This window comes from Paraburkholderia kururiensis JCM 10599 = LMG 19447 (assembly GCF_003986935.1).
Lineage (GTDB): Bacteria > Pseudomonadota > Gammaproteobacteria > Burkholderiales > Burkholderiaceae > Paraburkholderia > Paraburkholderia kururiensis.
Map to the genome: position 1 here is coordinate 173814 of NZ_RJZE01000003.1, position 25802 is coordinate 199615.

A 25802-nucleotide genomic window follows, 5' to 3' on the forward strand; every position below is an offset into this window, starting at 1 on the left:
TCGGGCCTCTACGTCACTCAGACCCAACAAGGCCCGGCGTTTCTGTCGCTGTTGCGACAAAGCTCACAACGATGCGTCGTGCTCGGCGCAGTGCTAGAAGCGCCGCACTTCGATGCCGTACTTGTGCAGCGCGTAGCCGATCTGCCGCGGCGTGATTCTGAGCAGACGTGCGGCCTTCGCCTGCACCCAGCCGCAGCGCTCCATGGCCCAGATAAGGCGCTCGCGCTCGCCCTCGGGTTTGCCTTCGTCGGTGTCCGCGGGATGGCAGGCGCCCGAAGGCTCGCCCGTGTTCGGGTCCGTAGAGACGTCGTCGCCGAAATCGTCGGGCAACGCAAACGACGAATCGTGTTCGCGTGCGCCCGTTCCCGCATCGCTCGCGGGCGTGCCGGGAATCTCGCGAATCGGAATGTCCGCGAGACGCGCCGGCCGTACCGCGTCTTCGCGTTCGATGTGATGGAGCACGCGCGTGAGGCACTGGTCTTCCTGGCAGAGAAACGCGAGGCGGTCGATCACGTCGCTATGCGTCATGGTCGCCGTGCGCTCCACGCAGTTCTCCAGTTCGCGCACGTTGCCGGGCCAGTAGCAGCTCGTCAGCACGCGCATGGCGTCGGGGCTAAAACGCAGTTCGCGGCCGTTGTCGCGATTGAAGCGGTCCAGAAAGTACTGCGCCATTTCGGGAATGTCTTCGCGCCGTTCGCGCAGCGGCGGCAACTGGATGCTCACCACGTTGATGCGGTAATAGAGGTCGGCGCGAAACTCGCCCTCTTTCACCATGCGCTCCAGATTGCGGTTGGTGGCAAGAATGAGCCGCACGTCCACCTTCACGGGCGCGGAGCCGCCCACGCGCTCGAATTCGCGTTCCTGCAGCACGCGCAGCAGCTTCGCCTGGAACGACGGCGAGATGTCGCCGATCTCGTCGAGGAACAGCGTGCCGCCGTGCGCCAGTTCGAAGCGCCCCTTGCGCTGCCCCTGCGCGCCCGTGAAGGCGCCTTTCTCGTGGCCGAACAGTTCGCTTTCGAGCAGCGACTCCGTGAGCGCCGCGCAGTTCACTGAAACGAACGCCTGCTCGCCGCGCGGCGAGAGCCGGTGAATGGCGCGCGCAATCACTTCCTTGCCGGTGCCGCTTTCGCCACGCAGCAGCACCGTGGTGCGTGCAGGCGCGACCTGGTGAACCTGTTCGAAGATGCGCCGCATGGGGTCCGAAACGCCCACCACCTGATCGAGCGGCTGAAACGGGCGAATCGCCTTCTGCATGCGCCGTACTTCTTCCTGCATGCGGTCGTGCGCGGCGCTCACGCTGCGATGAAGCAGCAGCGCCTGGCCCATCAGCGTGGAAACGATCTTCATGAGGTGCAGGTCGCCCGCGAACATGCGCGTGCCGCCCGGGTTCATGCAGAACACGGCGAGCACGCCGAGCGTGTGATGCTCCTGGCGCAAAGGCGTGGCGAGCAGCGCGATACGCGCGTCGCCGAATTCGCCGGGCACGTCCGCGCTGCCGGTGCGGTCGAGAAACACCGGTTCGTCGCGCACGTCCGGCACCACCGCAGGCAGGCCGCTCTTGTAGACGCGCCCCACGATGCCTTCGCCCGGATGAAAACGAATGCGCTGATGCTCGTCGCTTGAGAGTCCCGCACTGCATAGCCCGCGCAACTGGCCGCCGGGTTCCGCGACCACGACGAACGCACGCCGCCATTCCAGCGCGTGCAGGAGGTATTGCAGCGACGTGCGGAACGTCTGCGCCACGTCGAGCGACGACACCAGCGTCTTGCTGACTTCATAGACCGCGTCAAGCTCACGACGGGCCTCGCCTGCACCTGGGTTCTGCATGAATCCCTCCGCTCGTGCTGTGGCCCGGTCGAGGCGCCACGGCCCAACAACAGCACGATCCGCCATCAAAGCAAGATTTAGCCCAAGCCGGGACCGGACCGGCATTCGGGCACACAACGAAGCGGGGCGACAAAGCCGACACGAAGGCGACAGGGAGCCGACAAACACAACAAGCCTGAGCCGCGATTCCGCCTCTACACCGTACAAAAAAAACATTGCGTGCCGAGGAAATAACAATACCCGTCAAAAAAAACCGTGGCATGGATGTTGCAAATTTTGGCTGCCTGCCTTGATCCGCTCCATCCGCCTGATTCGCTCGACACGCAAAAAGGGAGTTCGCCATGCCGGACCTTGCCCGTGACCCTGAACGCCGCGCCCAGCCCGTCTATCTGGACTACGCGGCCACCACGCCCGTGGACCCGCGCGTCGCGCGCCGCATGCTGCCCTATATGACGCAGTTGTTCGGCAACCCGGCGAGCCGCTCCCACGCCTACGGCTGGGCGGCCGACGAAGCCGTGGAACTGGCGCGCGAGCAGGTGGCGAGCCTCGTGAACGCCGACCCGCGCGAGATCGTCTGGACCTCGGGCGCGACGGAGTCGAACAACCTTGCGCTGAAAGGCGCCGCGCACTTCTACCGCTCGCGCGGCAACCACCTCGTGACGGTCGCCACCGAGCACAAGGCCGTGCTCGACACCCTGCGCGAACTGGAACGCGAAGGGTTCGAGGTGACGGTGCTGCCCGTGCAGCCCGACGGCCGCGTCGATCCCGCCGCCTTCGAAGCGGCGCTCAAGCCCGGCACCGTGCTGGCGTCGGCCATGTTCGTCAACAACGAAACGGGCGCCATGCACGACATTGGCGCGCTCGGCGCGATCTGCCGCAGCCGCGGCGTGCTGTTCCACGTCGACGCCGCGCAGGCCGCGGGCAAGGTGCCTGTCGATCTGGAAACGTTGCCCGTGGACCTGATGTCGCTTTCCGCGCACAAGATGTACGGCCCGAAAGGCGTTGGCGCGCTCTATGTGCGCCGCAAGCCGCGCGTGCGCCTTGAAGCGCAGATGCACGGCGGTGGCCACGAGCGCGGCATGCGTTCCGGCACGCTGCCTACGCACCAGATCGTCGGCATGGGCGAGGCGTTCTGGCTCGCGCGCGAGAGCATGCAGGCCGACACCGAGCGCATCCGTGCGCTGCGCGACCGGCTCTGGGCGGGTCTCTCGGCCATCGACGCCGTGTGCCTCAACGGCGACCTCGCGCACTGCGCGCCGCATTACCTGAACGTGAGCTTCCGCTACGTGGAGGGCGAATCGCTGCTGATGGGCATCAAGGACATCGCGGTGTCGTCGGGGTCCGCCTGCACGTCGGCGAGCCTCGAACCCAGCTACGTGCTGCGCGCGATGGGGCGCGAAGACGAACTCGCGCACAGCTCCATCCGTTTTTCGCTCGGCCGCTTCACGACGGCGGAAGAAATCGATTTCGCCATTGACCAGGTCACCCAGGTGGTGGGGCGGCTGCGCGAAATGAGCCCGCTGTGGGACATGGCGCGCGCGGGCGTGGACCTGGCTTCTATCCAGTGGGCAGCGCATTGAGGCACTGAACACACATTCCGCCGTTCTCCACGAGGAGCATGCGATGGCTTACAGCAACGAGGTACTGGACCACTACGAAAACCCGCGCAACGTCGGCTCATTCGCGAAAGACGACAGCGCGGTGGGCACCGGCATGGTGGGCGCGCCCGCCTGCGGCGACGTGATGCGGCTGCAGATTCGCGTGAACCGCGACGGCATGATCGAAGACGCACGCTTCAAGACCTACGGCTGCGGCTCGGCCATCGCATCGAGTTCGCTCGTGACCGAATGGGTGAAGGGCAAGACGCTCGACGAGGCCATGACGATCCGCAATACGCAGATCGCGGAGGCGCTCGCCCTGCCGCCCGTGAAGATTCACTGCTCGATCCTGGCCGAGGACGCCATCAAGGCCGCCGTCGCCGATTTCCGCTCGCGCCAGCACACACAAGCGGACGAAGGTAACAGCCTCACGACCGAACAGCCGGCCTGCGCGTCCGGCGCCCAGTGAACGCGCTCATTCGAACGAGGACTCGCACCATGGAAATGCTTGAACCTGTGGCCGCCGCGCCGCAATCCGCGCCGGCCTTTCTCGACTTCACCGCGCGCGCCGCGGCGAAGGTCGCCTCGCTGATCGAAGAAGAAGGCAACCCGCAACTGAAGCTGCGGCTCTACGTGTCGGGCGGCGGCTGCTCCGGCTTTCAATACGGCTTCTCGTTCGACGACCAGGTGGCCGAAGACGACATGCAGGTGGTCACAGACGGCGTCACGCTGCTGATCGACGCCATGAGCCAGCAATATCTGCTCGGCGCGCGCGTGGATTACGAAGACGGGCTCGAAGGCTCGCGCTTCGTGATCCAGAACCCGAATGCGCAGAGCACCTGCGGCTGCGGCAGTTCGTTCTCCGCGTGAGCGAGGTTGCCATGTCCATTTCGCTTACGCCTGCCGCCGCGCGGCACGTCGAACGGTCGCTGCAAAAGCGCGGCAGCGGCGTCGGGCTGCGCCTCGCCGTGAAGACGAGCGGCTGCTCGGGCTTCGCCTACGCACTCGAATTCGTCGACACGCCGAACGCCGAGGACCAGTGCTTCGAAGCGCACGGCGTGACCATCGTCGTGGACCCGCGCAGCCTGCCCATGCTCGACGGCACCGAACTCGATTTCGTTCGCGAAGGCCTGAACGAAGGGTTCAAGTTCCACAACCCGAACGCAAAAGCCAGCTGCGGATGCGGAGAAAGCTTCGCGGTCTGACGCTTCGCCATCCGAACCAACCGACGAGGACTCCGCCCATGGCCCTGCTGCAGATCGCCGAACCCGGCCGTGCGGCCGCCCCGCATCAGCACCGGCTCGCGGCCGGCATCGACCTCGGCACGACGAACTCGCTCGTCGCCACGGTGCAAAGCGCGCTGGCGCGCGTGTTGCCGGATGCGGACGGTGCGCTGCTGATGCCTTCCATCGTCCGCTATCTGCCTTCGGGCGAAATCGAAGTGGGACATGAAGCGCAGGCGCACGTCACCGACGATCCGGCCAACACAATCGTTTCGGTGAAGCGCTTCATGGGGCGGCGCCTCACGGACCTGCCCGATGCGGGCGCGCTGCCCTATCGCTTCGTCGACCGGCCCGGCATGGTGAACGTGGCCACCGTGGCGGGCGAGCGCTCGCCCGTCGAAGTGTCCGCTGAGATTCTGCGAGCGTTGCGCGAGCAGGCCGAAGCGTCGCTGGGCGGCGAACTGACGGGCGTGGTCATCACCGTGCCTGCGTACTTCGACGACGCGCAGCGCCAGGCCACGAAAGACGCCGCGAAACTCGCCGGCCTGACGGTGCTGCGTCTGATGAACGAGCCCACGGCGGCGGCCGTCGCGTATGGGCTCGACCGCGCGGCCGAAGGCACCTTCGCCGTCTACGACCTGGGCGGCGGCACGTTCGACATCTCCATCCTGCGTCTATCCAAGGGCGTGTTCGAAGTGCTCGCCACGGGCGGCGACTCCGCGCTCGGCGGGGACGACTTCGATTACGTCATCGCGCAGTGGCTCTGCGACGCGCATGGCGTGGGCGGCGTAGCGTCGCTCGGGCCGCGCGATCAGCGGGCGGTGCTAGTCGCGGCGCGCGCCGCGAAAGAAGCGCTTTCGCAAACGGACACGGCTGAGGCGGTGGTGGAAATGGCCGACGGCACGGTCTGGCGGCGCACGCTCACGCGCGCCACGTTCGCAGCGCTCGGCGCGCCGCTGATCGAACGCACGCTCGCCGCCACGCGGCGCGCGCTGCGCGACGCCCGCTTGCAGAGCACCGAGTTAGCGGGCGTGGTGCTGGTAGGCGGCTCGACACGCATGCCGCTCGCCCGCGATGCCGTGCGTGCGTTCTTCGGCCGCGAGCCGCTTGCCGACATCGACCCCGATCAGGTGGTCGCGCTCGGCGCCGCGAAGCAGGCCGACGTGCTGGCTGGCAATGGCAATGACAATGGCAACGACGGCGGCTGGCTGCTGCTCGACGTGTGCCCGCTGTCGCTCGGCATCGAAACCATGGGCGGCCTTGTCGAGAAGATCATTCCGCGTAACTCGACGCTGCCGCTCGCACGCGCCCAGGAATTCACGACGTTCAAAGACGGGCAGACCGCCATGTCGATTCACGTGGTGCAAGGCGAACGCGAAGGCGTGGCGGACTGCCGCTCGCTCGCGCGCTTCGAGTTGCGCGGCATTCCGCCCGCCGTCGCGGGTGCGGCGCGCATTCGCGTGACGTTCCAGATCGACGCAGATGGTCTGCTCGCCGTAACCGCACGCGAGCAAACCACGGGCACCGAGGCACACGTGGAAGTAAAGCCGTCGTATGGTTTGAGCGACGCCCAGGTGGCCGCCATGCTGAAAGAGGCTATCGAAACCTCGACCGACGACATGCAGTTGCGCATGCTGCGCGAGGCGCAGATCGACGCGCGGCGCTTGCTGGATGCCACCGAAGCCGCCCTTGCCACCGACGCCGATCTGCTCGGCGACGAAGAACTCGCTGCCATCCGGCAAGCGGGCTTTCGCGTGGCCGACGCCCTGGAAACCGGCGCGCCGCCCGATACGCTCAAGGCGATTGCCGCCGTGCTCTCCGAGGCCACCGAGGAATTCGCCGCGCGCCGCATGAACGCATCGATTCGCGCCGCGCTGACGGGCCGCGAACTCGACAGCCTCGCCTGATTGCATCACTAGTGCATCACGAGGTTCGCGACCATGCCACGCATCCAGGTACTCCCCCATCCCGAGCTATGCCCCGCAGGGCAGACGCTCGACGTCAAACGCGGCACGTCGCTGTGCGAGAGCCTCGTTCAATCGGGCATTGCGCTCGAACACGCCTGCGAAATGGTCGCGGCGTGCGCCACGTGCCACGTCTACGTGCGCGAGGGCGGCGCATCGCTCGCGCCGCCCGAAGACGACGAAAGCGATCAGCTCGATCACGCCTGGGGGCTCGACGCGCAATCGCGTCTGGCCTGCTGCGTGAAGCTGCGCGACGCGGATCTCGTCGTCGAACTGCCGCGCCACACGCGCAACCTCGCGCGCGAACGCTGAGCGCCGTTCAGCGCGCGCTGCGTCACACGTACGACTCCGTTCCCTGGCTGTCTGAAACAGAACATTCGCGACACGGACAACGCAGCCACGAAGGGTTCGGATCTCGACAGATTGCGCGAAAAGCGCTTCCCGCAAGCCCTCTCCGTGTTGCCGCCCTCGCTGGCATAGCCCTTGCAATTCATGTCGCAACCACCAGAGAGGTCACCGATGTCCAACCCGATCATCAACGACACCACGCTGCGCGATGGCGAGCAGACCGCCGGTGTCGCGTTCACGGTCGACGAGAAATGCGCGATTGCCACGGCGCTCTCGCGCGCAGGCGTGCCCGAACTCGAAATCGGCATTCCTGCGATGGGCGAAGAAGAGATTGCGTGCATCAAGGCCATCGTGGACCTGAACCTCGATGCCGGCATGATGGTCTGGGGGCGCCTCACCGACGCCGATCTGGCCGCGGCGCTGCGCTGCAATCCCGACATCGTGCATCTTTCGATTCCCGTTTCGGACATCCACCTTCAGCACAAGCTGCGGCAGCCGCGCAGCTGGGCGCTTGCGCAGGTCACGCGCGTGATTGCCGAAGCGGCGAAGAGCGGGCGTAAGGTGTCGCTCGGTCTCGAAGACGCGTCGCGCGCAGACCCGGCCTTCATTGCCGACATCGCGCAGCGGGCGCAGCAGTGCGGCGCGCAGCGCGTGCGCTTTGCCGACACGCTCGGCGTGCTGGACCCGTTCGCCACCTATGAGGCGATTGCACGCTTGCGCGCCGCCGTCGATATCGAAATCGAAATTCACGCGCACGACGATCTGGGCCTCGCCACGGCCAACACGCTCGCGGCGCTACGCGCGGGAGCTACGCATGCGAATACGACAGTCAACGGTCTGGGCGAGCGCGCGGGCAACGCGGCGCTGGAAGAAGTGGTGATGGGCACGCGCCACCTGCTGGGAAGCGACACGGGCGTGGACACCACGTCGCTGCTCGGCATCTCGCGCCTCGTCGAGCAGGCATCGGGTCGCAACGTGTCGTTCAACAAGAGCATTGTGGGCGGCGGCGTCTTCACGCACGAATCGGGCATACACGCAGACGGCATCGCGAAGCACCCCACCACCTACGAAGGCTTCGATCCGGCCGAACTGGGCCGCGAACGCTCCGTGGTGCTCGGCAAACATTCAGGATCACAAAGCGTGCGTCAGGCGTACGACGCGCTAGGGCTCAATATCGCCGACCAGCTCGTGCCGCTGCTGCTCACGCGCATTCGCCACTTCGCCGTGCGCTACAAGCAGGCGCCGAGCGCGAGCGACCTCTACCGGTTTCTGGTGGAAGCGCGCGGCACGCTGGAAGAGGTGTCGTGAGCGACGTATGGAACGCCATGAAGGAGTCACTGCGATGCAAGGCTTCATCGAACAACTGAAAACGCTCTCGTCCGCCGAAGACTTCCTGTGCTTCTTCGGCATTCCATTCGACCAGAAGGTGGTGGACGTGAGCCGGCTGCATATCCTGAAACGTTTTTTCCAGTACATCCGGCAGCAGGACGCGATAGCTCAGGGCGACGAGGCCGCAATGTACACGGCCTATCACGGCCTGCTCGCGAAGGCCTATGGCGACTTCGTCGTCTCCACGCCCGCCGAGCAGAAAGTGTTCAAGGTCTTTCAGGACGTGGACGGCCGGCAGCACGTTTCGATCGAGAATCTGCGCGCGTCGATGCCCGCGCGCGACGCCGCCTGAGCGAGGAGAGCCGTCATGCACATCGTCGTCTGCATCAAGCAGGTTCCGGATTCCGCGCAGATTCGCGTGCATCCGGTCACCAACACCATCATGCGGCAGGGCGTGCCTGCCATCGTGAATCCGTACGACCTGTTTTCTCTGGAAGAAGCGCTGCGCCTGAAGGACCAGTTCGGCGGCAAGGTCACGGCGCTCTGCATGGGCCCGCCCCAGGCTGAAGAGGCGCTGCGCAAGTGCATCAGCTACGGCGCCGACGACGCGGTACTCGTGACCGACCGCGCCTTCGCCGGCGCGGACACGCTCGCTACCTCGTACGCGCTCGCGGCCGGCATCCGCCAGATCGCGAAAGAACAGGCCGTGGACGTGGTGTTCACCGGCAAGCAGACCATCGACGGCGACACGGCGCAGGTGGGCCCCGGCATCGCCAAACGTCTGGGCCTGCAATTGCTGACCTACGTGTCGCGCATCGTCGAGGTGAATCCGGACGCCCGCACCATTCGCGTAGAGCGCCGCGCCGAAGGCGGCGTGCAGGTGCTGGAAACCGCGCTGCCGTGCCTCGTCACGATGCTCGAAAACACCAACGAACTGCGCTTCGCGACGCTACCCGCCATGATCCACGCGGCCGGCTTTCCGGTGCGCAAATGGAACCGCGAGCAGGCCGGCATCGAAGACGTGAGCAAGATCGGGCTCAAGGGTTCGCCCACGGTGGTAAGCAAGGTGTTCGGCCCCACGCCGCGCAGCGAAAAGGCGGAGATGCTCGTGCTCGACGTGTCGAACCTGCGCGACGTTTCCATGAACCTGCTGCAAAAGATCTTCACCCGCCATCCGACGCTGGAGGCCGACTTGCTCACGAAGGAAGCGCCATGAATACGCCCGCCGCTGGTGTTGGAAACCCCGCCGGAAAACCCGCCGCACCCGTGAAGAAAGCGGCGGGCCGCAACCTCGAACTGCCCGAGCATCTGAAGGCGTACAAGGGCGTCTGGGTGTTCCTCGAACACGACCGCGGCCACGTGCACAGCGTGTCGTGGGAACTGCTGGGCGAGGCGCGCAAGCTGGCCGATACGCTGGGCAGCAACGTGTCCGTCGCGATACTGGGCGGCCCCAACGAGCCGCTCGAACAGTTCGCCGCCGAGGCATTCGCCTATGGCGCGGACAAGGCCTACGTGATGCACGACGCCGCCTTGCTCGGCTACCGCAACGAGCCGTTCACGAAGGGCCTCACCGACCTCGTGAACCGCTACCAGCCCGAAATTCTGCTGCTGGGCGCGACCCCGATGGGCCGCGACCTCGCGGGGTCGGTGGCCACCACGCTCGCCACCGGCCTCACTGCGGACTGCACGGCGCTCAACATCGACCCCACGTCGCGCGCGCTCGCGGCCACGCGGCCCACGTTCGGCGGGTCGCTGCTCTGCACGATCATGACGCTCGCCTACCGTCCGCAGATGGCCACCGTGCGCCCGCGCGTGATGGCGATGCCGCCGTCGCAGCCCGAACGTAGCGGCGAGATCGTGCAGGAAACGCTGGGCATGGTGGAGACGGCGATCGTGACGAAACTGCTCGACTTCATTGCAGATGCGAACAGCAACAAGATCAACCTGCCGTATGCCGACGTGATCGTGAGCGGGGGCAAGGGGCTCAAGCATCCCGACAACTTCCGGCTCGTGTTCGAACTGGCGCGCGTGCTGGGCGGCGAAGTGGGCGCAACTCGGCCGTGCGTGCAGGCGGGCTGGGTGGAGGCCGACCGCCAGGTCGGGCAGACCGGCAAGACGGTGCGGCCTCGGCTCTATATCGCCGCGGGCATTTCAGGCGCGATTCAGCACCGCGTGGGCATGGAAAGCTCCGACGTGATCGTCGCCATCAATACGGACCCGAACGCACCCATCTTCGACTTCGCGCACTACGGGATCGTGGGCAACGCATTGCAGGTGCTGCCGGCGCTCACGCAGGCTTTCGCAGAGCATCTCGCGTTGCGCGGGAAGCAGGCTGCATGAGCAGACTGCATGAGCATGCCCCATGCGCAGACTGCATGCGCTGACGTCCTAAGGAGACGCCGATGAAAAAACCTTCGCAATTCGACGCGATCGTCGTGGGCGCCGGCCCTTCCGGCAACGCCGCCGCCTACGTCATGGCGAAAGCCGGCCTCAAGGTGCTGCAGATCGAGCGCGGCGAATATCCGGGCAGCAAGAACGTGCAGGGCGCGATTCTGTACGCGAAGGCGCTCGAGGAGATCATCCCCGACTTTCGCGACGATGCGCCGCTCGAACGGCACATCATCGAGCAGCGCATGTGGATGCTCGACGACACCTCGTTCGTCGGCACCCACATGCGCAGCGACGACTACAACAAGCCGCCGTACAACCGCTACACGATCATTCGCGCGCAGTTCGACAAATGGTTCTCGTCGAAGGTGCGCGAGGCCGGCGCGCTGCTGATCTGCGAAACCACGGTCAATCAGCTGATCATGGACGGCGACCAGGTGGTGGGCGTGCAGTGCGACCGCGAACAGGGCGACGTGTATGCCGACGTGGTAATTCTCGCGGACGGCGTGAATTCCACGCTGGCGCGCAAGGCCGGCTTTCACGGCGAGATAGAGGCCGGCAACGTGGCGCTCGCCGTGAAGGAAATCCTGTTCATGCCCGAGGAGACCATTCGCCAGCGCTTCAACGTGGGCGAGGAAGAAGGCGTGGTCATCGAAATGGTGGGCCGCATTACGGACGGCATGATGGGCACGGGCTTTCTCTACACCAACAAAGAGTCGCTCACCATCGGCGTGGGCTGCATGCTGGGCGACTTCAAGAAGAACCCCAACCGCACGAGCCCTTACGTGCTGCTCGAACAGATGAAGCGCCACCCTTCCATTGCGCCGCTGATCGAGGGCGGCGAAATGAAAGAGTATTGCGCGCATCTGATTCCCGAAGGCGGCTTTCATGCCGTACCGCAGGTGTACGGCAACGGCTGGATGATCGTGGGCGACTCGGGCGGCTTCGTGAACGCCGCGCATCGCGAAGGCTCGAATCTCGCGATGACCACGGGCCGGCTCGCCGCCGAAACGGTGATCGCAGCGAAGGCCGCGGGCAACGGCTATCGCGCGGGTTCGCTGAAGGCATACAAGGCTGCGCTAGACGAGAGCTTCGTGATGAAAGACCTGCGCAAGTACCGCGACATGCCCGCCGTGCTGCACAACAACCCGCAGTTCTTCACGACGTGGCCCGATCTCGTGGCGCGTGCCGCGCGCACGATGATCACCGTCGACGGCGTCGACAAGAAGAGCAAGGAACGCGAAGTCATGTCGAGCTTCCGCAAGAGCCGGTCGCTGACCGGGCTCGTAGGGGACGCATACAAACTCTGGAGGGCATTCCGATGAACACCGTAACCGTCAACGTCGAGGAAAAGCTGTTCCAGAACCGCTACCGCGTGGACGCGGGGCGGCCTCATATCCGCATCAAGAACGCAGACGTCTGCACCAACCAGTGCGGCTCGAAGAGCTGCACCTTCGTCTGCCCCGCATCGTGCTACAAGGCCGAAGGCAACGGCTCGGTCACGCTGATCACGGACGGGTGCCTCGAATGCGGCAGCTGCCGCATCCTGTGCACGGAACACAACAACGTGGAATGGGAGTACCCGCGCGGCGGGCACGGCATCCTGTTCAAGTTCGGCTGAGGACTCTCGCAATGAGCAAACCGAAACGGCATGTCTTCGTGTGCACGCAGAACCGGCCGCCGCAGCATCCGCGCGGATCGTGCGGCGCCGGCAAGGGCTCCGCTGCCCTGATTCAGGCGTTCTGGGCCGAACAGCAGAAGCGCAACGCCTACGAGACGGTGGCGATCACCTACTCCGGTTGCCTCGGTCCATGCGACCAGGGCGCGAACGTGGTGGTCTATCCGGAAGCCGTGCTGTATCGCGGCGTAACGCCCGCTGATGTCGACGAAATCTTCACGTCGCATCTGGAAGGCGGTGAGCCCGTGGCGCGGCTCGTCGCACCCGAGGCGGTGTGGTGAACATCTTCACGGGCGTTGAGTCATCCGAACTATTCGGCGGCCAGGTGCCGCCGCCCGTGCAGCGCCTGATCGCCACCGCACGCAACGCGCCGCCCGACGAGGCCGGCGCCGCGCTGTGGACCGCCGTGCTCACGTTTCCGCGCTGCCTGCCGCCGTATTACCTGCTCTACAAGTTTCACGCGAGCCGCGGCGAAATGGAGCCGGCGCACGAAGTCGCGCGCAAGGCGCTCGCGGCTGCGGCGTTGCAGGCGCATCTGGCCACGGACTGGCGCGCGGTGCTGCCGGGCGACGCCGATTTTTCGACGCCCGGGCCTGCGCGCTTCTGGCTGTTCACGCTGAAGGCACTGGCGTTCATCAACGTACGACGCGGCGAGCGGGCCGCCGCGCTGGCCCTCGTCACGAAACTGCGCGCGCTCGATCCGGCGGATCGTATCGGGTTCGGCGTGGTGGAAGCGTTGCTCGCGCAGTCGTGATTGTCCGGCTCGGGCAAGGAGTACCGCACGAAACACCGGCCTCGCCGCGAGCCGGAGACGGGGTCTTCTCAGCGCTGTCCCTTGTAATACGCATCCGCCTTGATTACCTCGACGCCGCGCCAGCCCCAGTACACGCGATGGCGGCGAATCAGGCCGTTCTCGATGTCCATCGCCTCGACGAAATCCATCTGCTCGCCATTCGGCGTTGCGCGCGGGTATTCCCAGATCAGCCGGCTTCCGTTCGTGAAGTAGCCCTCGCGATGGAACGACCGCGCATCCGGCTTGCGCGGCGCGGCGCGATCAAGCAGCTCGCCGATGCGCTCGCGCCCGTCGAGCACGCCGTCATGGCCGCCCAGCAAATGAGGAACGAGCGGGCTTTCGAGCACCGCGTTCGGTGCGTACAAGGCGAGCATCGCCTTGAGGTCGTCGGCCGACCATGCACGGTCCCATTCGCGATAGATCCGTTCGACGTCGGCGGCGACGTCGGGCGGCAGGTCGGGTCGATTCAGGTTATCGGTCATCGTCATCTCCGGTGGAGCCGCGGCGGCACGCGTCCTGCGCGGCGCACGGCGTGAAAGATACGCACCGTTCCCGATGGGAGGCGGACGCTACGCGCGCTAACCTGACCACACGGTCTTCTGACGTCGCCACCATTGCCGCGCGTTCAGCCCGAGAGCCGTTCGTGCAACTTCGCAGCGAGATATCGCTCCACCTCTGCGAGATCGGCAAACCCATTGCAGTGCCGCATTCAGTGCCGCATTACGCGTTCCTGGCTGCAATCGCCGGCGCCCTATGGCGCTTCTGCGCGTGCCTCGCCGCTACGTTCAGACGCGCAGCAGGGTTTTGAACATGCGAGAAGAAACGACGCACGGTGCAGGGCCTTGCAGGTCGTGCAAGCGCGCACCTTCAATTCGCGGCCCGTCTGCGTACGTCGCTTACCCGCGCAATCAGATCGTAACGACGCAGTTTTTCGTACAGCGTGCTTTTCGCGATGCCGAGCTGATTCGCGGTTTGCGTGAGATTGCCGGCATTGCGATCGAGCGCACGGCGAATCGTCTCGGCCTCCGCCAGCTTGAGCGAGTCTTCGGCACTTCCCGGCTCCACGGCCGCCGCCTGTTTCGCGACGTATCCGGCAAGCGCTGCCGTCGCGCGAATTTCGGCGGGCAACTTGTCCGCCGTGATGACGGAGCCGCTCGCCAGCAAAAGCGAGCCCTCTATTGCGTTGCGCAATTCGCGCACGTTGCCTGGCCACGGGTACGCCAGCAGACGCGCATAGGCTTCGTCGTCGAACGAGCGGGCCGGCAAGCCGTATGACTGGCACAGGCGCTCCAGCCAGTACGCCATGAGGGCCGGCAGGTCCTCGGTGCGCTCGCGCAGACTCGGAATCGAAATGGTCGTCACAGCGATCCGGTAGAACAGGTCCATTCGGAACGTGCCGCTGGAGATCGCGTCCTTGAGGTTGCGATGGGTCGCCGCCACCAGGCGGAAATTCACCTTGCGCGGCGTATTTTCTCCAAGCCGGTAGATTTCGTTTTCTTCGAGCACGCGCAGCAGATGCGGTTGTATGTCCACCGGCATCTCGCCTATTTCGTCGAGAAACAGCGTGCCGCCGTCGGCGGCCTCGATCTTGCCCGCCGCGCCGGACTTGCGCGCGCCCGTAAAGGCTCCCTCCGCGTAGCCGAAGAGTTCGCTCGCGAGCAGATCTCTCGATAACCCGCCGCAGTTGAGCGCGATGAATGGTCCGTCCGCGCGTTCGCTTGCCTGGTGAATGCCTTGTGCAAAAAGCTCTTTGCCCACGCCTGTTTCGCCGAGCAACAGCACGGGAACCCGCGACCGCGCGAGTTGACGTGCCTTGTCGACGGCGTCCCGCAAGACGCGGCTCTCGCCCACGAGACGCTTGAATGCGCCGGTCGAATCGGGCCGCATATCGCGGCCGCGCGCGATCGGAACCGATCCGCGCACGACTTCGCTGCCCGGTATCACGATCATGAATCCGAGTATCGCGTCGCCTTCGCGCAAGGTCTCCACGTGCGCGTGATGCAGCCACGCCGGCGCATTCGCCGACGGTCCCGCGTCGGCCAGGTGGCTCAAACCGGGCACCGTGAAACTCGCGTCGATCTGCACGTCGAAGCCGAAGCGCCGCAGCGCCGGCACGACCTGCGCATTGGCCTTAACGAGACGTCCGCGTTCGTCGACAATCAATATGGCATCCGAAGCAAGAGAACCGAAACGCGACGCGCAGCGGTCCAGCATGCGCAGGCGGCGCTCCATCGCGTCTTTCGCGATGCGGCTTTCGATGCGGCCCGCGAGCGATACGGTCAACGCGAGGCTATAGCGGTTGTAGGTGTCCGCGAGCCCCGATACGTCGATCACGCCCAGCACCTGCCCGTCCAGCGGGTCGCGAATGACGGTTGCCGAGCAGGTCCAGCGCTTGATGCCTGCGCAAAAATGTTCCGCGCCATGAATCTGCACGGGCTGCCGCAGCGCGAGCGCGGTGCCGATCGCGTTGGTGCCGCAATTGAGTTCGGTCCAGTTGCAGCCCGGCACCAGGCCCACTTCACGCGCCGGGTCGATGATGCGCATGTCGCCTTCGTGCTGAAGGATCATGCCTTCGGGGTCGGCGAGCAGCATGACGGTGCCGGTCTGCGCAAGCAGTTCGCGCGTTTGCTGCATCAGCGGCAAGCTCGCGTTGACGAGCTGCGCATTCCCGGCCAGCCAATGTCTCAGTTGATTTTCGCCGATGGGCGGCGGCGCACGATCCACCGCGGGGTCGACGCGGCCCACAAGGCAGCGTTGCCAGGAATCGTCCACCACGCCGCGCACCTCGGACGAATGCCATTCGCCCCCTCCTACGAGATGCTCCCATGCGGACATGATGCTGCCGTCGCGCTCCGGACTGGAAAACCAGTCCATTGGCGTACCTGTATGTTGCATGCGTGTCTCCTGGCGATTCGCATGGCGCGAATCGCGTAGCCGTATGTTTCGGCCCTCTTTGAGGTGGAGCGTCGCGGCCTTAGCCCGACCACCCCTCTCGCATCGTACTCTGATGCGCGGCTCGAACAAGCAATGTGCACGCCAATTCGGCAGGTACGCGCACACAGGCTTCTTCCCCGCGCAGAGCGCTGCACAAGGGGCTCACGGCCACAAATAGCGCAGGAAAACAGGCACACCGTTCGAAAATCGAACGTCCGAAAAACGAACGCCCCGCTTCGCTTGAGCGAAAGCGGGGCGGGTTGGCACCGTCGCCAACGCCATTCCTCCGGCGCCATTACGCGCCAGCCGGATCAAACGTCGTACTAATCGGCACGTTCAGGCACCGGCAGCTTCAGCCACTCTGCGTAGAAACCCTCGATGTCGGGTTCGAAGTCGTGAACCACCGGATACCACGGCGTGGGCGCCTCGACGTCGTGCATCGCGCCGCAGGTGGGGCAGTAGTACTCGCGATACACCTGCCATTGCGTGTCGGGCGCCATAAGGCGCGGGTAGACCTCGTCCATGGCCTCCTCGGAATCCCGCACGAAAATGCTCGCGTGCAGCTTCCAGTTCTCGCGGTAGTCGCAGAACACGTGACCGCAATCGCATTGCGTGACCCACTTCTTCGACGCCTGCTGCTGGACGATATAGAGGTGCGGGCCGAGCGGCAGGATGATGCGATCTTTCCAGCCCAGCTTGCGTTGCAGGGCGTCGAGGTACATCTCGAAGCGCTCGCCGTCCTTGGGCATCGAGAGCATGCGCAACGTCGTCTCCCAGTCGAGCGTGCCGTCGACCAGGTTCGCGATCTGTTCCTTCGTGTAGGTAGACATCTTCACTTTCTCCGTAGACAGTTTTCAGGACAAGCCGCGCGTCATTCCTCGACCAGTACGACCGTGTTCACGTCGGGCATCTTCGAAAGATCCATGCGGAACTTCGAGCCGTAGGTGGGCACGTCGAGTTCGTCCTCGGTGAGCGTCCACGATTCGGGCAGATCCCAGAACGTCCGGAACTGCGCTTCGAACTTCGTCGAAAGGCCGAAGCTCGTCGCGAACATGTGCTTGACCTGCGTCGAGGCATGCTTGACCAGGATGCGCTCGCGCTCGCTCTTCATCCACTCGCGCGTGGGCTGCGAACGCGCAAGCCGCTGGTTGCGAATCTCGATGCGCAGCAGCGCCGTCTGCTTTGCATCGACATGCCAGATGCCGTGCACGTCCTTCGTTGCGACCGTGCCGTAGACCTTCTGCGCGTACTCGGGCAGCAGCACCGCATTGTTGAGATCGCGCTCGATCGCCTCGATGCCGCGATCGAGCGGATCGCCGAAGCCGGGCCCGCCGCGCAGGTAGTTCAGATACAGGTCGTAGTTGTCGTAGCAGTCTTCCGTCGTCATGCACTGCTGGTCGCGCTTGATGCGTGCGCCCGCGTTCAGATGGTTCTCGTAGTCGGGCACGTCCGGGTTGGTGTCGCCACCCAGCGGCAGGCTCTCGCCCTGTGCAATACGCTGGTCGAGGCCCGTGTGATGCGCCTCGAAGCGGTAGCCCGTGGCCGCCGGGTATCCGCCCATGAGCCCCCAGTCGCTGTTCATGTAGCCGTTGCCCATGAAGAACATCGTCCAGTCCTGGGCTTTCCAGACCATGCGCAGCGTCTCGAAACCGCAGCCGCCGCGGTACTTCCCGTAGCCGCCCGAATTGGCCTTCACGTTGCGGCCCAGATAGAGCAGCGGCTCCGCCATTTCCCAGATCTCGATGTCCCCCATGTCGCCTTCGGGATTCCAGATCGCGGCCGCATGGTTGAGCCCGTCCTTGATCGCGCACGCGCCGGTGCCGCACGACGACGCCTCGAAACTGTTCACCGCGTGAATGTCGCCGTCCTGATTGATGCCGCCGCCTTGCAACCAGTTGGACGTGTTCGCGTTGCCCGCGTTGACTTCTTCGAGATAGCCGCGGCTGAAATAGGCTTGCGAGAGGCCGCGCCACAGCGCGCTCCAGCCCGAGACCAGGAAGTGCCAGGCATACGCGTGGCCCGTGCGGCGGTCGTCGGGATTCATCCATGCGCCCTTCGGCAAATGGAATTCGGTGCCGAAGTACGCGCCGTCGTTGATGCGCTGCGTCGGCACGAGGGTTTGCGTCATCATCACCCAGATACCGCTCGTGAATGCGACCTGGTGCGCGTTATACGAGTGCCAGCCCCAACGGCTCGCGCCTTCGAAGTCGAGCCGCCAGGTGGCGTCGCGCCGGATCTCCATTTCCACGGGCGAATGCATGATGGAGTCGAGCTTCGCGAAGGCCGACGAGGTCTGCACGTCGGGATGGTTGTACGGCACGTCCACGAACGCGACCTTGCGATACTTGCCGGGCAGCGTCATGGCCTTGATGCGCGTCTGTAAACCGCGACGCCCTTCTTCAATCACCTCGTAGGCGAATTTCTCGTAGGCCTCGATGCCTTCGTCCTCGATCACCTCTTCGATCAGGTCGCGAATCATGTGGCAGCCTGCAATGCGCGTGCGCTCGTCGAGAATCCAGTATTTCGGCGTGCGCACGGAACGCTGGCTCTCGTGCAGCCAGTCGCGCAGCGGCGTGTCGTTCACGCCCGTCTTGCGGCACGTGATCATGTAGCCGTCGCCGAAGCGCTGCACCTGCCCCGTCGACATGGAACCCGGCGTCACCGCGCCCGTGTCGATCACGTGCGTGACGCCGCCCACCCACCCCACGAGCTTGCCGTGCGCGAAGATCGGCACGATGGTCGCGATGTCGCACGGGTGCACGTTGCCGATGGAACAGTCGTTGTTCGTGAACATGTCGCCGGGATGAATGCCGGGGTTGGCCTCCCAGTTGTTCTCGATCATGTACTTGATCGCGGCACCCATCGTGCCGACGTGGATGATGATTCCCGTGGACGTGAGCACGCAGTCGCCGGCAGCGTTGTAGAGCGTGAAGCACAGCTCGCCTTCCTGCTCGACGATGGGGCTCGCGGCGATCTTCTTCGCCGTCTCGCGTGCGTGCACGAGGCCGCCGCGCAGCTTCGAAAACATCTTCTCGTAGCGAATGGGGTCGCTCTCCCTGAGTTCGAGCCGGGCGAGACCGTTGTAGTGGCCCGATTGCGCGGTGCGCCCGAGAATGCCGTCGCGGAACTGCTTGAGCGTCTGACCGTTCTTGAGAAGATCGGCGAAGCCGACTTCCTGGTTGGACATCATATTCATGGTGTGTCTCCTTACCGGACTTCTCTGAGATGGAAGAGGCGATGCTTGTCGAGCGTGGTCGCGAAACCCTTCGGAACCACGAAGGTGGTGGCATCCGATTCGATGATCGCGGGGCCCACGATCTCGTTGTCCGGCTTGAGCGCCTCCATGCGCCAGACCACCGCGTCGTGCCACTGCTTGTGGCGATAGAGCTTGCGCGTGCCGACGCGCGCGGTCTGCGGCGGCGTGGGACCGCCCGAGGCGTCCTCGGGCAGCACCGGTTTTTGCGTGAGCACCATGCCGCGCATGATTGCGCCCGTCACCGAAAAGCCCAGTTCGGGAGAGCGCGCCGAGCTGGCGTAGACGCGTCCGTAGGTGTCTTCGAACGCGGTCACGATACGGTCCCAGTCCTGCGCGGTGGCCGCGCTCGCGATGGGCGACTCGATCTCCAGGTCGTTGAGCTGCCCCATGTACTGCATGCGAAAGCCCGGCCGCAGAATCACGTCTTTCTCGCTGAAGCCGTTGATGCGGAATTCCTCGATCACTTTCGCCGTGAGTTCGGCCCACGCCTTCTGGATGGTCTGCGCGGCCGCTGCCTTGTCGGCATCGGACGCCGCCTGGGGCAGCGCAAGATCTACGCTCTTGTCGTAGCGATATTCGAAATCCGCGCATGCGCAGCCGAACGCCGAGAAGCCCGCGGCCCAGGCCGGCACGACGACGTCCTTGAAACCGAGCCCTTCCGTGTAGCCATAGGTGTGCACGGGCCCGGCCCCGCCGTATGAGAAGCAGACGAACTCGGTCGGGTTGTAGCCTTTGGCGCTGACGTTCGAGCGCAGGTACTCGCGAAGCTGCAGATCGAGCAGTTCGATCACGCCGGCCGCGGCGTCTTCGACGGTGAGGTGAAGCGGATCGGCGATCTGCGTCTTGATGTGTTGGCGTGCGCGTTCCACGTCGAGCTTGATCTGACCGCCCAGGAAGTTTGCGGGGTTCAGATAGCCGAGCACGACATGGCAGTCGGACACCGAAACCGTGGTGAGGCCGCTGTCGGGCCAGCAGGTGCCCACGCGATAGCCCGCGCTGTCCGGCCCGAGCTTGATGGAGCCGCTGTACGGGTCGAGCCGCACGAAGCTGCCCGCGCCCGCACCCACCGAGTCCATCGTGACGAGCGGCAGCGAAAGAACGAGGCGCGCCATGTCCGGGTCCGAAGCAATCGCGAAGTTGCCCTTCGTGATGAGCGCCATGTCGAACGACGTGCCGCCGATATCCGAGCACGCGATGTTGTCGTAGCCGAGCGCCTCGCCCAGCAGCTTCGAGCCGATCACGCCGCCAATAGGCCCCGAAACGATCGTGCGCGCAAGCTCCTTCGCCTTCCAGCTGATCGTGCCGCCGTGCGTGGCCATCACTCGCAGGTCGAACTTCGCGCCGTGCTTCTGGAAGCGGTCGCTGACCTTCTTGAGCGTCTGCCGCGAAGGCTCGGCCGCGTAGGCTTCGAGCACCGTCGTGTTCATGCGGTGGCTTTCCTTGCGCTGCGGGTAGTAGTCCACCGAGGCGAACACCGGCACGTCCGCACGAATCGACTTCAGTTCGTCGCGCACGATGTCGCGTGCCTGCCGCTCGCTCGTCGCGTTCTTGTGAGACTGCAGGAAGCAGATCACGATGGCCTTCGCGCCGGCTGCCGCCAGTTCGCGCGTGGCCTGCCGGACCTCCGCTTCGCGCAGCGGGATCACGACGTCGCCCTGCACGTCGGTGCGCTCCGTCACGCCGCGCGTACGCGCGAGCGGCACGAGCGGTTCGTCATAACGATGCGTGTTCAGGTGGATGCGCTCCTCCAGCGCATAGCCGAGGTAGCTCTGGATCGCGCGCCCCATCAGATGCACGTGCTCGAAGCCCTTGTTCACGAGCAAGCCCACGTCGAGCCCCTTGCGCTGCACCACGCGGTTGAGCATGGCCGTGCCGGAATACACGCACGTCACGAGTTCCGGGTAGACCTGATCGACGTCGCGCTGCCAGTGGGCGAGCGCGTCCTGCGACGAATTGAAGATGGCGAGCGACTCGTCTTCGGGATTGCTCTGCGCCTTGCCGACGACGAACCGCCCGTCCGCACGCACGAAAAAGGTATCGGTCATCGTGCCGCCGGCATCGATGCCCAACACCTGGACTTGCGAAAGCCCTTCCATGTTTTCGTCTCCAAAGATTGGTGTCATGTCGTCGCGGCAGCCACCGCGACACGACCACGCCGCATCTGCGACGCCGACGCGCTTTGTGCAACAGGCATGCCATCGCGTGCTGTTCGGCTCGCCGCCGGGCTCGCGAGTCGCTTATGGCAAGGCTTTGGGTGAATGTGGGTCGGGTTCGACGGAAGGCGTGAATCGCCGTTGCGGAGGTCGGACGGACGGAATCCGGACAATCGTGCAGTCCGGAAATCGGTCGTTTTGCGGGCGGGGTAGACTAACGCGATTTCCAACGCGAGCCGTTCACCATGCTGGGCGGCGCACGCTATCAACCCGGTACGCCCGCATTTGACGAATCACATAGCGCTCCTCCCGATCCCACAGACGGCACGGTGCGCCAGAACAGATCGACATAGGCCCGGCGGCACCTCTGCGACGGTTGTGGGATGACCAAGCCGACTAAGAAAGCAGCCGTGCCGCCGCAAGCGCGCACGGATGAAACGCCATTGATGCCGCTGGCGCTGGAAGGCCGGGAGCACGATATCGCCCTGATCAATCATCTGATCGATCAGATCGACCGGGGCGGCTCAACGCTCGTTATCACCGGCGAGCCCGGAATCGGAAAATCCGCGCTGCTCGAAGTCGCGAAACATCGGGCGGCCGAGCGCGGCATTGCCGTGCTGACGATGACCGGCGTGCGGGCCGAAGTCCATTTGCCGTTCGCCGCACTCGAACTTGCGCTACGCCCGCTCATGAAGCGGGCAGCGAGCCTCGTGCCCCGGCAGCGCTCGGCCTTGCTCACGGCCTTCGGCGTCCGCGACGACGTGGGGCCGCCGGACATCTTCCTCGTGGCGCTCGCAACGCTGACGCTGCTGAGCGCCACCAGCAAGCCCGTGCTGCTTGTTGCCGACGACGTGCAATGGCTGGATCAGGAAACCTATGACGTGCTGGCCTTCATCTCGCGCCGATTGAGTGCGGACTCCGTCGTTCTGCTCGTGGCCATGCGCGACGACTTCAACCGTTCCTTTGGGGATGCATCCACGCTGCGGCTGCGGCTTTCAGGACTGAACGAAGCCGATGCGGAGCGGCTGCTGGACAGCCATGCCCCGCACCTTCCGGCCGACCTGCGCAGCCGTTTTCTCCAGGAGGCGGCGGGCAATCCGCTGGCTTTGCTGGAACTGCCTCACGGCGAACGCGCCGGGCCGCTCCAGGACGCGCCCTGGCTGCCGCTGACAGAGCGCCTGGAGCGCGCCTTTTCGAGCCGTTTGTCCGACCTTCCGGATGCGGCGCGAATGCTGCTGTTCGTCGCCGCCGAAAACGACGGCACCTCGCTCCACGAAATCATCTCTGCGGGCGAAGCCGTGCTCGGCAAGCAGTCGGGCTTCGACGCCCTGTCGCCAGCTATTGCCGCCGGGCTGATCCAGATCGACGGAACGGAGGTGCGGTTCCGGCACCCGCTCGTTCGGTCCGCGATGCACCAGGCGGCAGATCCGGCCACGCGCCAAAAGATTCACGCGGCGCTTGCGGCGACCATTCAGGATCAGGTGGACCGTCGGCTGTGGCATCGTGCGGCCGCCACCATCGGAACCGACGACGCACTCGCCGAAGACTACGACCGCATGGCGGCGCGCGCGCTGCGGCGCGGCGCCGTGGCCATGGCGATCGAGGTGCTGGAAAACGCGGCGCGTCTGAGCAGCACGGCGAGCGCGAGGACCGACCGGCTCTTGCGAGCGGCCGAACTCGCAGCCGATCTGAGCCAGCCGGAACTGCTGGAGCGTCTGCTGCGCCAGGCCGACGTGGACACCACCGATCAACTCGCCTCAGCGCGCGTGGGCTGGTGCCGTGAGATCAGTCAGCCTTCCGCGATCAGCGATCCGGCGAAGATACCGGCTCTGATCGACTTCGCGGCTCGGGCCGACGCCGCAGGGGCGAAAGATCTGGCGGGCAATCTGGTGTGGCGCGCCGCGCAACGCTGCTGGTGGAGCGGTGCAAGCGACGAACTGGGCGCGAGGGTTCTGGCTGCGGCAAGCCGGCTAGCGTTGCCGCAGACCGATCCGCGCTCGATCGCCATCTCCGCCTACGTCGAGCCCCTGCACCTGGGCGGCGCCTTGCATGCAAGGCTGCGGCAGCTTGCGGAAACAAGAGATGGCGACCCCGCCGTTGCGCGCATTCTGGGCAGCACGGCCAATGTCATCGGCGCCTTCGACCTTGGCGTCAGTTTTCTCTCGGAGTCGAGTGCCGCACTGCGGGAACAGGGGCGACTCAGCGACCTCGCCCGCGTACTCTTCGCGCAGGCGTGGGCCGAGATGGAGGTGGGCAACTGGACGAGCGCAATGCGCGAAGCCGAGGAAGCCGTCCGCTTTGCCGAAGAGACAGGCGGCACGCCGTGGATCGCCGCGGCCACAATCGTGAAAGCGAGGCTGGCAGGCATGCAGGGCAACGTCGAGCAATCCGAGGCCTTCGCGGCGCAGGCCGAACGCCTCGCGCTCTCCCTAGGCGCCAGCTTCCTGCTCGCGATGTTGCAGGTGGCGCGCGGCATCTCGGCAATCGGAGCGGGCCGGCATTGGGAGGCATACGAACACCTGCGGCGCCTTTTCATCCCTTCAGACCCGGCCTTCAACTCCGGTCTGCAGTTCTTTGGACTCGCGGACTTCGTGGAAGCCGGCGTTTTTTCCGGCAACGCGGACGCCGCGCGCCGCGCAATTGAAGAAGCGGAACGTATCTCGGCCCCGATGCCCGTGCCGTGGGTCAAGACCATGCTGAATTACGGCAAGGCGCTGCTCGCGGCGCCCGCCGACGCCGAGCCGTTCTTCCTGGAAGGTCTCGGGCCGGGCGCGAAGAACTGGCCGTTCCTGCGTGGACGGCTGCTGCTCGCGTACGGCGAATGGCTGCGTCGCCAGCGCAGGTCGGCGAAGGCAAGAGCGCCGCTGCGAGAAGCGCGCGACATCTTCGATGCGCTCGGTGCCTCGCCTTGGTGCAATCGCGCGCGCGAGGAACTGCGAGCCTCGGGCGAAACCAGCCGCCGGCGAACGGAGCGCGCATGGGAGACGCTCACCCCGCAAGAGCTTCACATCGCGCAACTCGCGGCCGATGGACTGTCGAACAAGGAGATCGGCGTCAGGCTGTATCTGTCTCACCGCACTGTCGGCTATCACCTTCGCCAGATTTTTGCGAAGACTGGAATCACGTCACGGTCTTCGCTGGGCTCCATTGTTGCCAAGGTCGAGAACCCGGCTGGGTGACGGCCTATCCGTCATCGGACTGGTCATTTGACAGAAGCGAGGGTCGGCTGCGCCGAGCACACTAGGTCACTCCAACCCGGAGACTTATGACCATGAAGCTCGTGTTCTCACTCGCAGCACTGACCCTCGGAGCAGCCCTCATGACGCAAACCGCCTTTGCGGCGCCGGACGCAGCCACCGACCCCCGGATCGACCCACAGGTTCGCGCCTTTCTGCGGGACATCAACAAGGACACGAGCCCGTTCTGGGAACTCCCTCAGCCGAAGCCGCAGGACATCCTGACCGCGCTGCAGAACAAGACGCCGGTCGATATGTCCGGGGTGAGCACAACCGAACAGACCATCACGCAGGATGGTCAAACCGTGAAGATCTACATCATGAAGCCGGAGCAGGTGGCCGGTAAGCCGGGCGTGCTGCTGTTCATCCACGGCGGCGTGTGGATCGTCGGCAACTTCCAGAACCATCAGCGTCTGTTGCGGGACCTGGTGGTCAACTCCGGGCAGATCGGCGTATTCGTCGAATACACCTCCTTGCCTGCGGCGCGCTTTCCTACCCAGCTCGATCAGTCCTATGCCGTACTGAAGTGGGTAGCGGCCCATGCCGAAGAATTCGGCGCGGACGGCAGCCGCATTGCCGTGGCGGGCAATTCCGTGGGCGGCAACATGACCGCGGCGCTCACGCTCATGGCCAAAGACCGCGGCGGCCCGAAGATCAGCTATCAGGTGCTGATGATCCCCGCGACGGATGCGAGCGTGGACACCGCGTCCTACCACGAATACGGAACCGGGCGGTTCCTTGCCCGCGCGTTCATGAAGTACGGCTGGGATCTGTACGCACCGGGCGCCGCCGAGCGCAACAACCCGTATGTCTCGCCGCTGCGCGCGAGCCTGCAGCAGTTGCGCGGACTTCCGCCCGCGCTCGTCATCACCGCGGAAAACGACCCGTTGCGCGACGAAGGCGAGGCCTACGCCCGCAAGCTCAAGGAGGCCGGCGTTTCGGTGATCGCTACGCGCTACAACGGGATGATTCACGACTTCGTCCTGTTGAACGGCATTCAAAGCGACCCGGAGCCGCAGGCCGCCATCCACCAGATGTCGGCGCAGATCAAGGCGCATCTCGCGCCCTGAGCGGG

At 65.2% G+C, this 25802-nt stretch carries 22 protein-coding genes; 16 read left to right on the top strand and 6 right to left on the bottom strand.

Annotation, left to right across the window (positions count from 1 at the left end; genetic code table 11):
• Positions 1 to 93 precede the first annotated feature (93 nt).
• Positions 94 to 1827, bottom strand: coding sequence for a nif-specific transcriptional activator NifA (gene nifA / locus PKKP23_RS04880; RefSeq protein WP_126876007.1), 1734 nt, complete (start codon positions 1825 to 1827; stop codon positions 94 to 96).
• Positions 1828 to 2168: 341 nt separating this feature from the next.
• Here nifA and PKKP23_RS04885 point away from each other — a divergent pair, with 341 nt between their 5' ends.
• From PKKP23_RS04885 to PKKP23_RS04950, 14 genes are all read left to right on the top strand, one after another.
• The gene (locus PKKP23_RS04885; RefSeq protein ID WP_126876008.1) at positions 2169 to 3407 is read left to right on the top strand and encodes an IscS subfamily cysteine desulfurase; all 1239 of its coding nucleotides are present in this window, start codon (positions 2169 to 2171) and stop codon (positions 3405 to 3407) included.
• 43 nt (positions 3408 to 3450) lie between these two features.
• The gene (gene iscU / locus PKKP23_RS04890; RefSeq protein ID WP_126876009.1) at positions 3451 to 3894 is read left to right on the top strand and encodes a Fe-S cluster assembly scaffold IscU; all 444 of its coding nucleotides are present in this window, start codon (positions 3451 to 3453) and stop codon (positions 3892 to 3894) included.
• A gap of 29 nt (positions 3895 to 3923) precedes the next feature.
• Complete coding sequence (gene erpA / locus PKKP23_RS04895) at positions 3924 to 4295, top strand: iron-sulfur cluster insertion protein ErpA (RefSeq protein ID WP_017773445.1); 372 nt, start codon at positions 3924 to 3926, stop codon at positions 4293 to 4295.
• Positions 4296 to 4306: 11 nt separating this feature from the next.
• Positions 4307 to 4630: an iron-sulfur cluster assembly protein IscA gene (gene iscA / locus PKKP23_RS04900; protein WP_026121171.1), complete on the top strand. Its 324-nt coding sequence runs from the start codon at positions 4307 to 4309 to the stop codon at positions 4628 to 4630.
• A 38-nt stretch (positions 4631 to 4668) separates the two neighbouring features.
• Positions 4669 to 6555 (top strand): Fe-S protein assembly chaperone HscA, encoded by a 1887-nt coding sequence (hscA, locus tag PKKP23_RS04905; protein ID WP_126876010.1) that lies wholly within the window; start codon positions 4669 to 4671, stop codon positions 6553 to 6555.
• 33 nt (positions 6556 to 6588) lie between these two features.
• Entirely contained in the window at positions 6589 to 6924 is a 336-nt protein-coding gene (locus tag PKKP23_RS04910) for a 2Fe-2S iron-sulfur cluster-binding protein (RefSeq protein WP_017773442.1), read from the top strand.
• Between the two features lie 207 nt (positions 6925 to 7131).
• Complete coding sequence (gene nifV, locus PKKP23_RS04915; protein WP_126876011.1) at positions 7132 to 8268, top strand: homocitrate synthase; 1137 nt, start codon at positions 7132 to 7134, stop codon at positions 8266 to 8268.
• A 34-nt stretch (positions 8269 to 8302) separates the two neighbouring features.
• Entirely contained in the window at positions 8303 to 8641 is a 339-nt protein-coding gene (gene nifW, locus PKKP23_RS04920) for a nitrogenase stabilizing/protective protein NifW (protein WP_017773440.1), read from the top strand.
• A 15-nt stretch (positions 8642 to 8656) separates the two neighbouring features.
• On the top strand, positions 8657 to 9505 hold the full coding sequence (locus PKKP23_RS04925) for an electron transfer flavoprotein subunit beta/FixA family protein (protein WP_017773439.1): 849 nt from the start codon (positions 8657 to 8659) through the stop codon (positions 9503 to 9505).
• Positions 9502 to 10629, top strand: a complete 1128-nt coding sequence (locus PKKP23_RS04930; protein WP_126876012.1) for an electron transfer flavoprotein subunit alpha/FixB family protein — start codon at positions 9502 to 9504, stop codon at positions 10627 to 10629. Before PKKP23_RS04925 ends, PKKP23_RS04930 begins: the two co-directional genes overlap by 4 nt.
• Before the next feature lie 62 nt (positions 10630 to 10691).
• Positions 10692 to 12002 (top strand): FAD-dependent monooxygenase, encoded by a 1311-nt coding sequence (locus tag PKKP23_RS04935; protein WP_126876013.1) that lies wholly within the window; start codon positions 10692 to 10694, stop codon positions 12000 to 12002.
• Positions 11999 to 12298 (top strand): ferredoxin family protein, encoded by a 300-nt coding sequence (locus PKKP23_RS04940; RefSeq protein WP_017773436.1) that lies wholly within the window; start codon positions 11999 to 12001, stop codon positions 12296 to 12298. Before PKKP23_RS04935 ends, PKKP23_RS04940 begins: the two co-directional genes overlap by 4 nt.
• Before the next feature lie 11 nt (positions 12299 to 12309).
• Entirely contained in the window at positions 12310 to 12636 is a 327-nt protein-coding gene (locus PKKP23_RS04945; protein WP_126876014.1) for a (2Fe-2S) ferredoxin domain-containing protein, read from the top strand.
• Entirely contained in the window at positions 12633 to 13109 is a 477-nt protein-coding gene (locus tag PKKP23_RS04950) for a hypothetical protein (RefSeq protein ID WP_126876015.1), read from the top strand. The genes PKKP23_RS04945 and PKKP23_RS04950 overlap by 4 nt, the downstream gene beginning before the upstream one ends.
• Positions 13110 to 13177: 68 nt before the next feature.
• Here PKKP23_RS04950 and PKKP23_RS04955 read toward each other — a convergent pair whose 3' ends face one another.
• The 5 genes from PKKP23_RS04955 to PKKP23_RS04975 form a co-directional block, all read right to left on the bottom strand.
• Positions 13178 to 13630, bottom strand: coding sequence for a nuclear transport factor 2 family protein (locus PKKP23_RS04955; protein WP_126876016.1), 453 nt, complete (start codon positions 13628 to 13630; stop codon positions 13178 to 13180).
• Between the two features lie 385 nt (positions 13631 to 14015).
• Entirely contained in the window at positions 14016 to 16043 is a 2028-nt protein-coding gene (locus PKKP23_RS34425) for a sigma-54-dependent Fis family transcriptional regulator (RefSeq protein ID WP_420873189.1), read from the bottom strand.
• Positions 16044 to 16405: 362 nt separating this feature from the next.
• The gene (locus PKKP23_RS04965) at positions 16406 to 16912 is read right to left on the bottom strand and encodes an acetone carboxylase subunit gamma (RefSeq protein WP_017773431.1); all 507 of its coding nucleotides are present in this window, start codon (positions 16910 to 16912) and stop codon (positions 16406 to 16408) included.
• 41 nt (positions 16913 to 16953) lie between these two features.
• Complete coding sequence (locus PKKP23_RS04970; protein WP_126876017.1) at positions 16954 to 19278, bottom strand: hydantoinase B/oxoprolinase family protein; 2325 nt, start codon at positions 19276 to 19278, stop codon at positions 16954 to 16956.
• Positions 19279 to 19289: 11 nt separating this feature from the next.
• A complete protein-coding gene (locus PKKP23_RS04975) occupies positions 19290 to 21434 on the bottom strand; it encodes a hydantoinase/oxoprolinase family protein (protein WP_042302332.1) in 2145 nt (714 codons plus the stop codon).
• 440 nt (positions 21435 to 21874) lie between these two features.
• Here PKKP23_RS04975 and PKKP23_RS04980 point away from each other — a divergent pair, with 440 nt between their 5' ends.
• Both PKKP23_RS04980 and PKKP23_RS04985 read left to right on the top strand, forming a co-directional pair.
• On the top strand, positions 21875 to 24670 hold the full coding sequence (locus PKKP23_RS04980) for a helix-turn-helix transcriptional regulator (RefSeq protein ID WP_126876018.1): 2796 nt from the start codon (positions 21875 to 21877) through the stop codon (positions 24668 to 24670).
• 92 nt (positions 24671 to 24762) lie between these two features.
• Positions 24763 to 25797: an alpha/beta hydrolase gene (locus tag PKKP23_RS04985; protein WP_126876124.1), complete on the top strand. Its 1035-nt coding sequence runs from the start codon at positions 24763 to 24765 to the stop codon at positions 25795 to 25797.
• Positions 25798 to 25802: the final 5 nt, after the last annotated feature.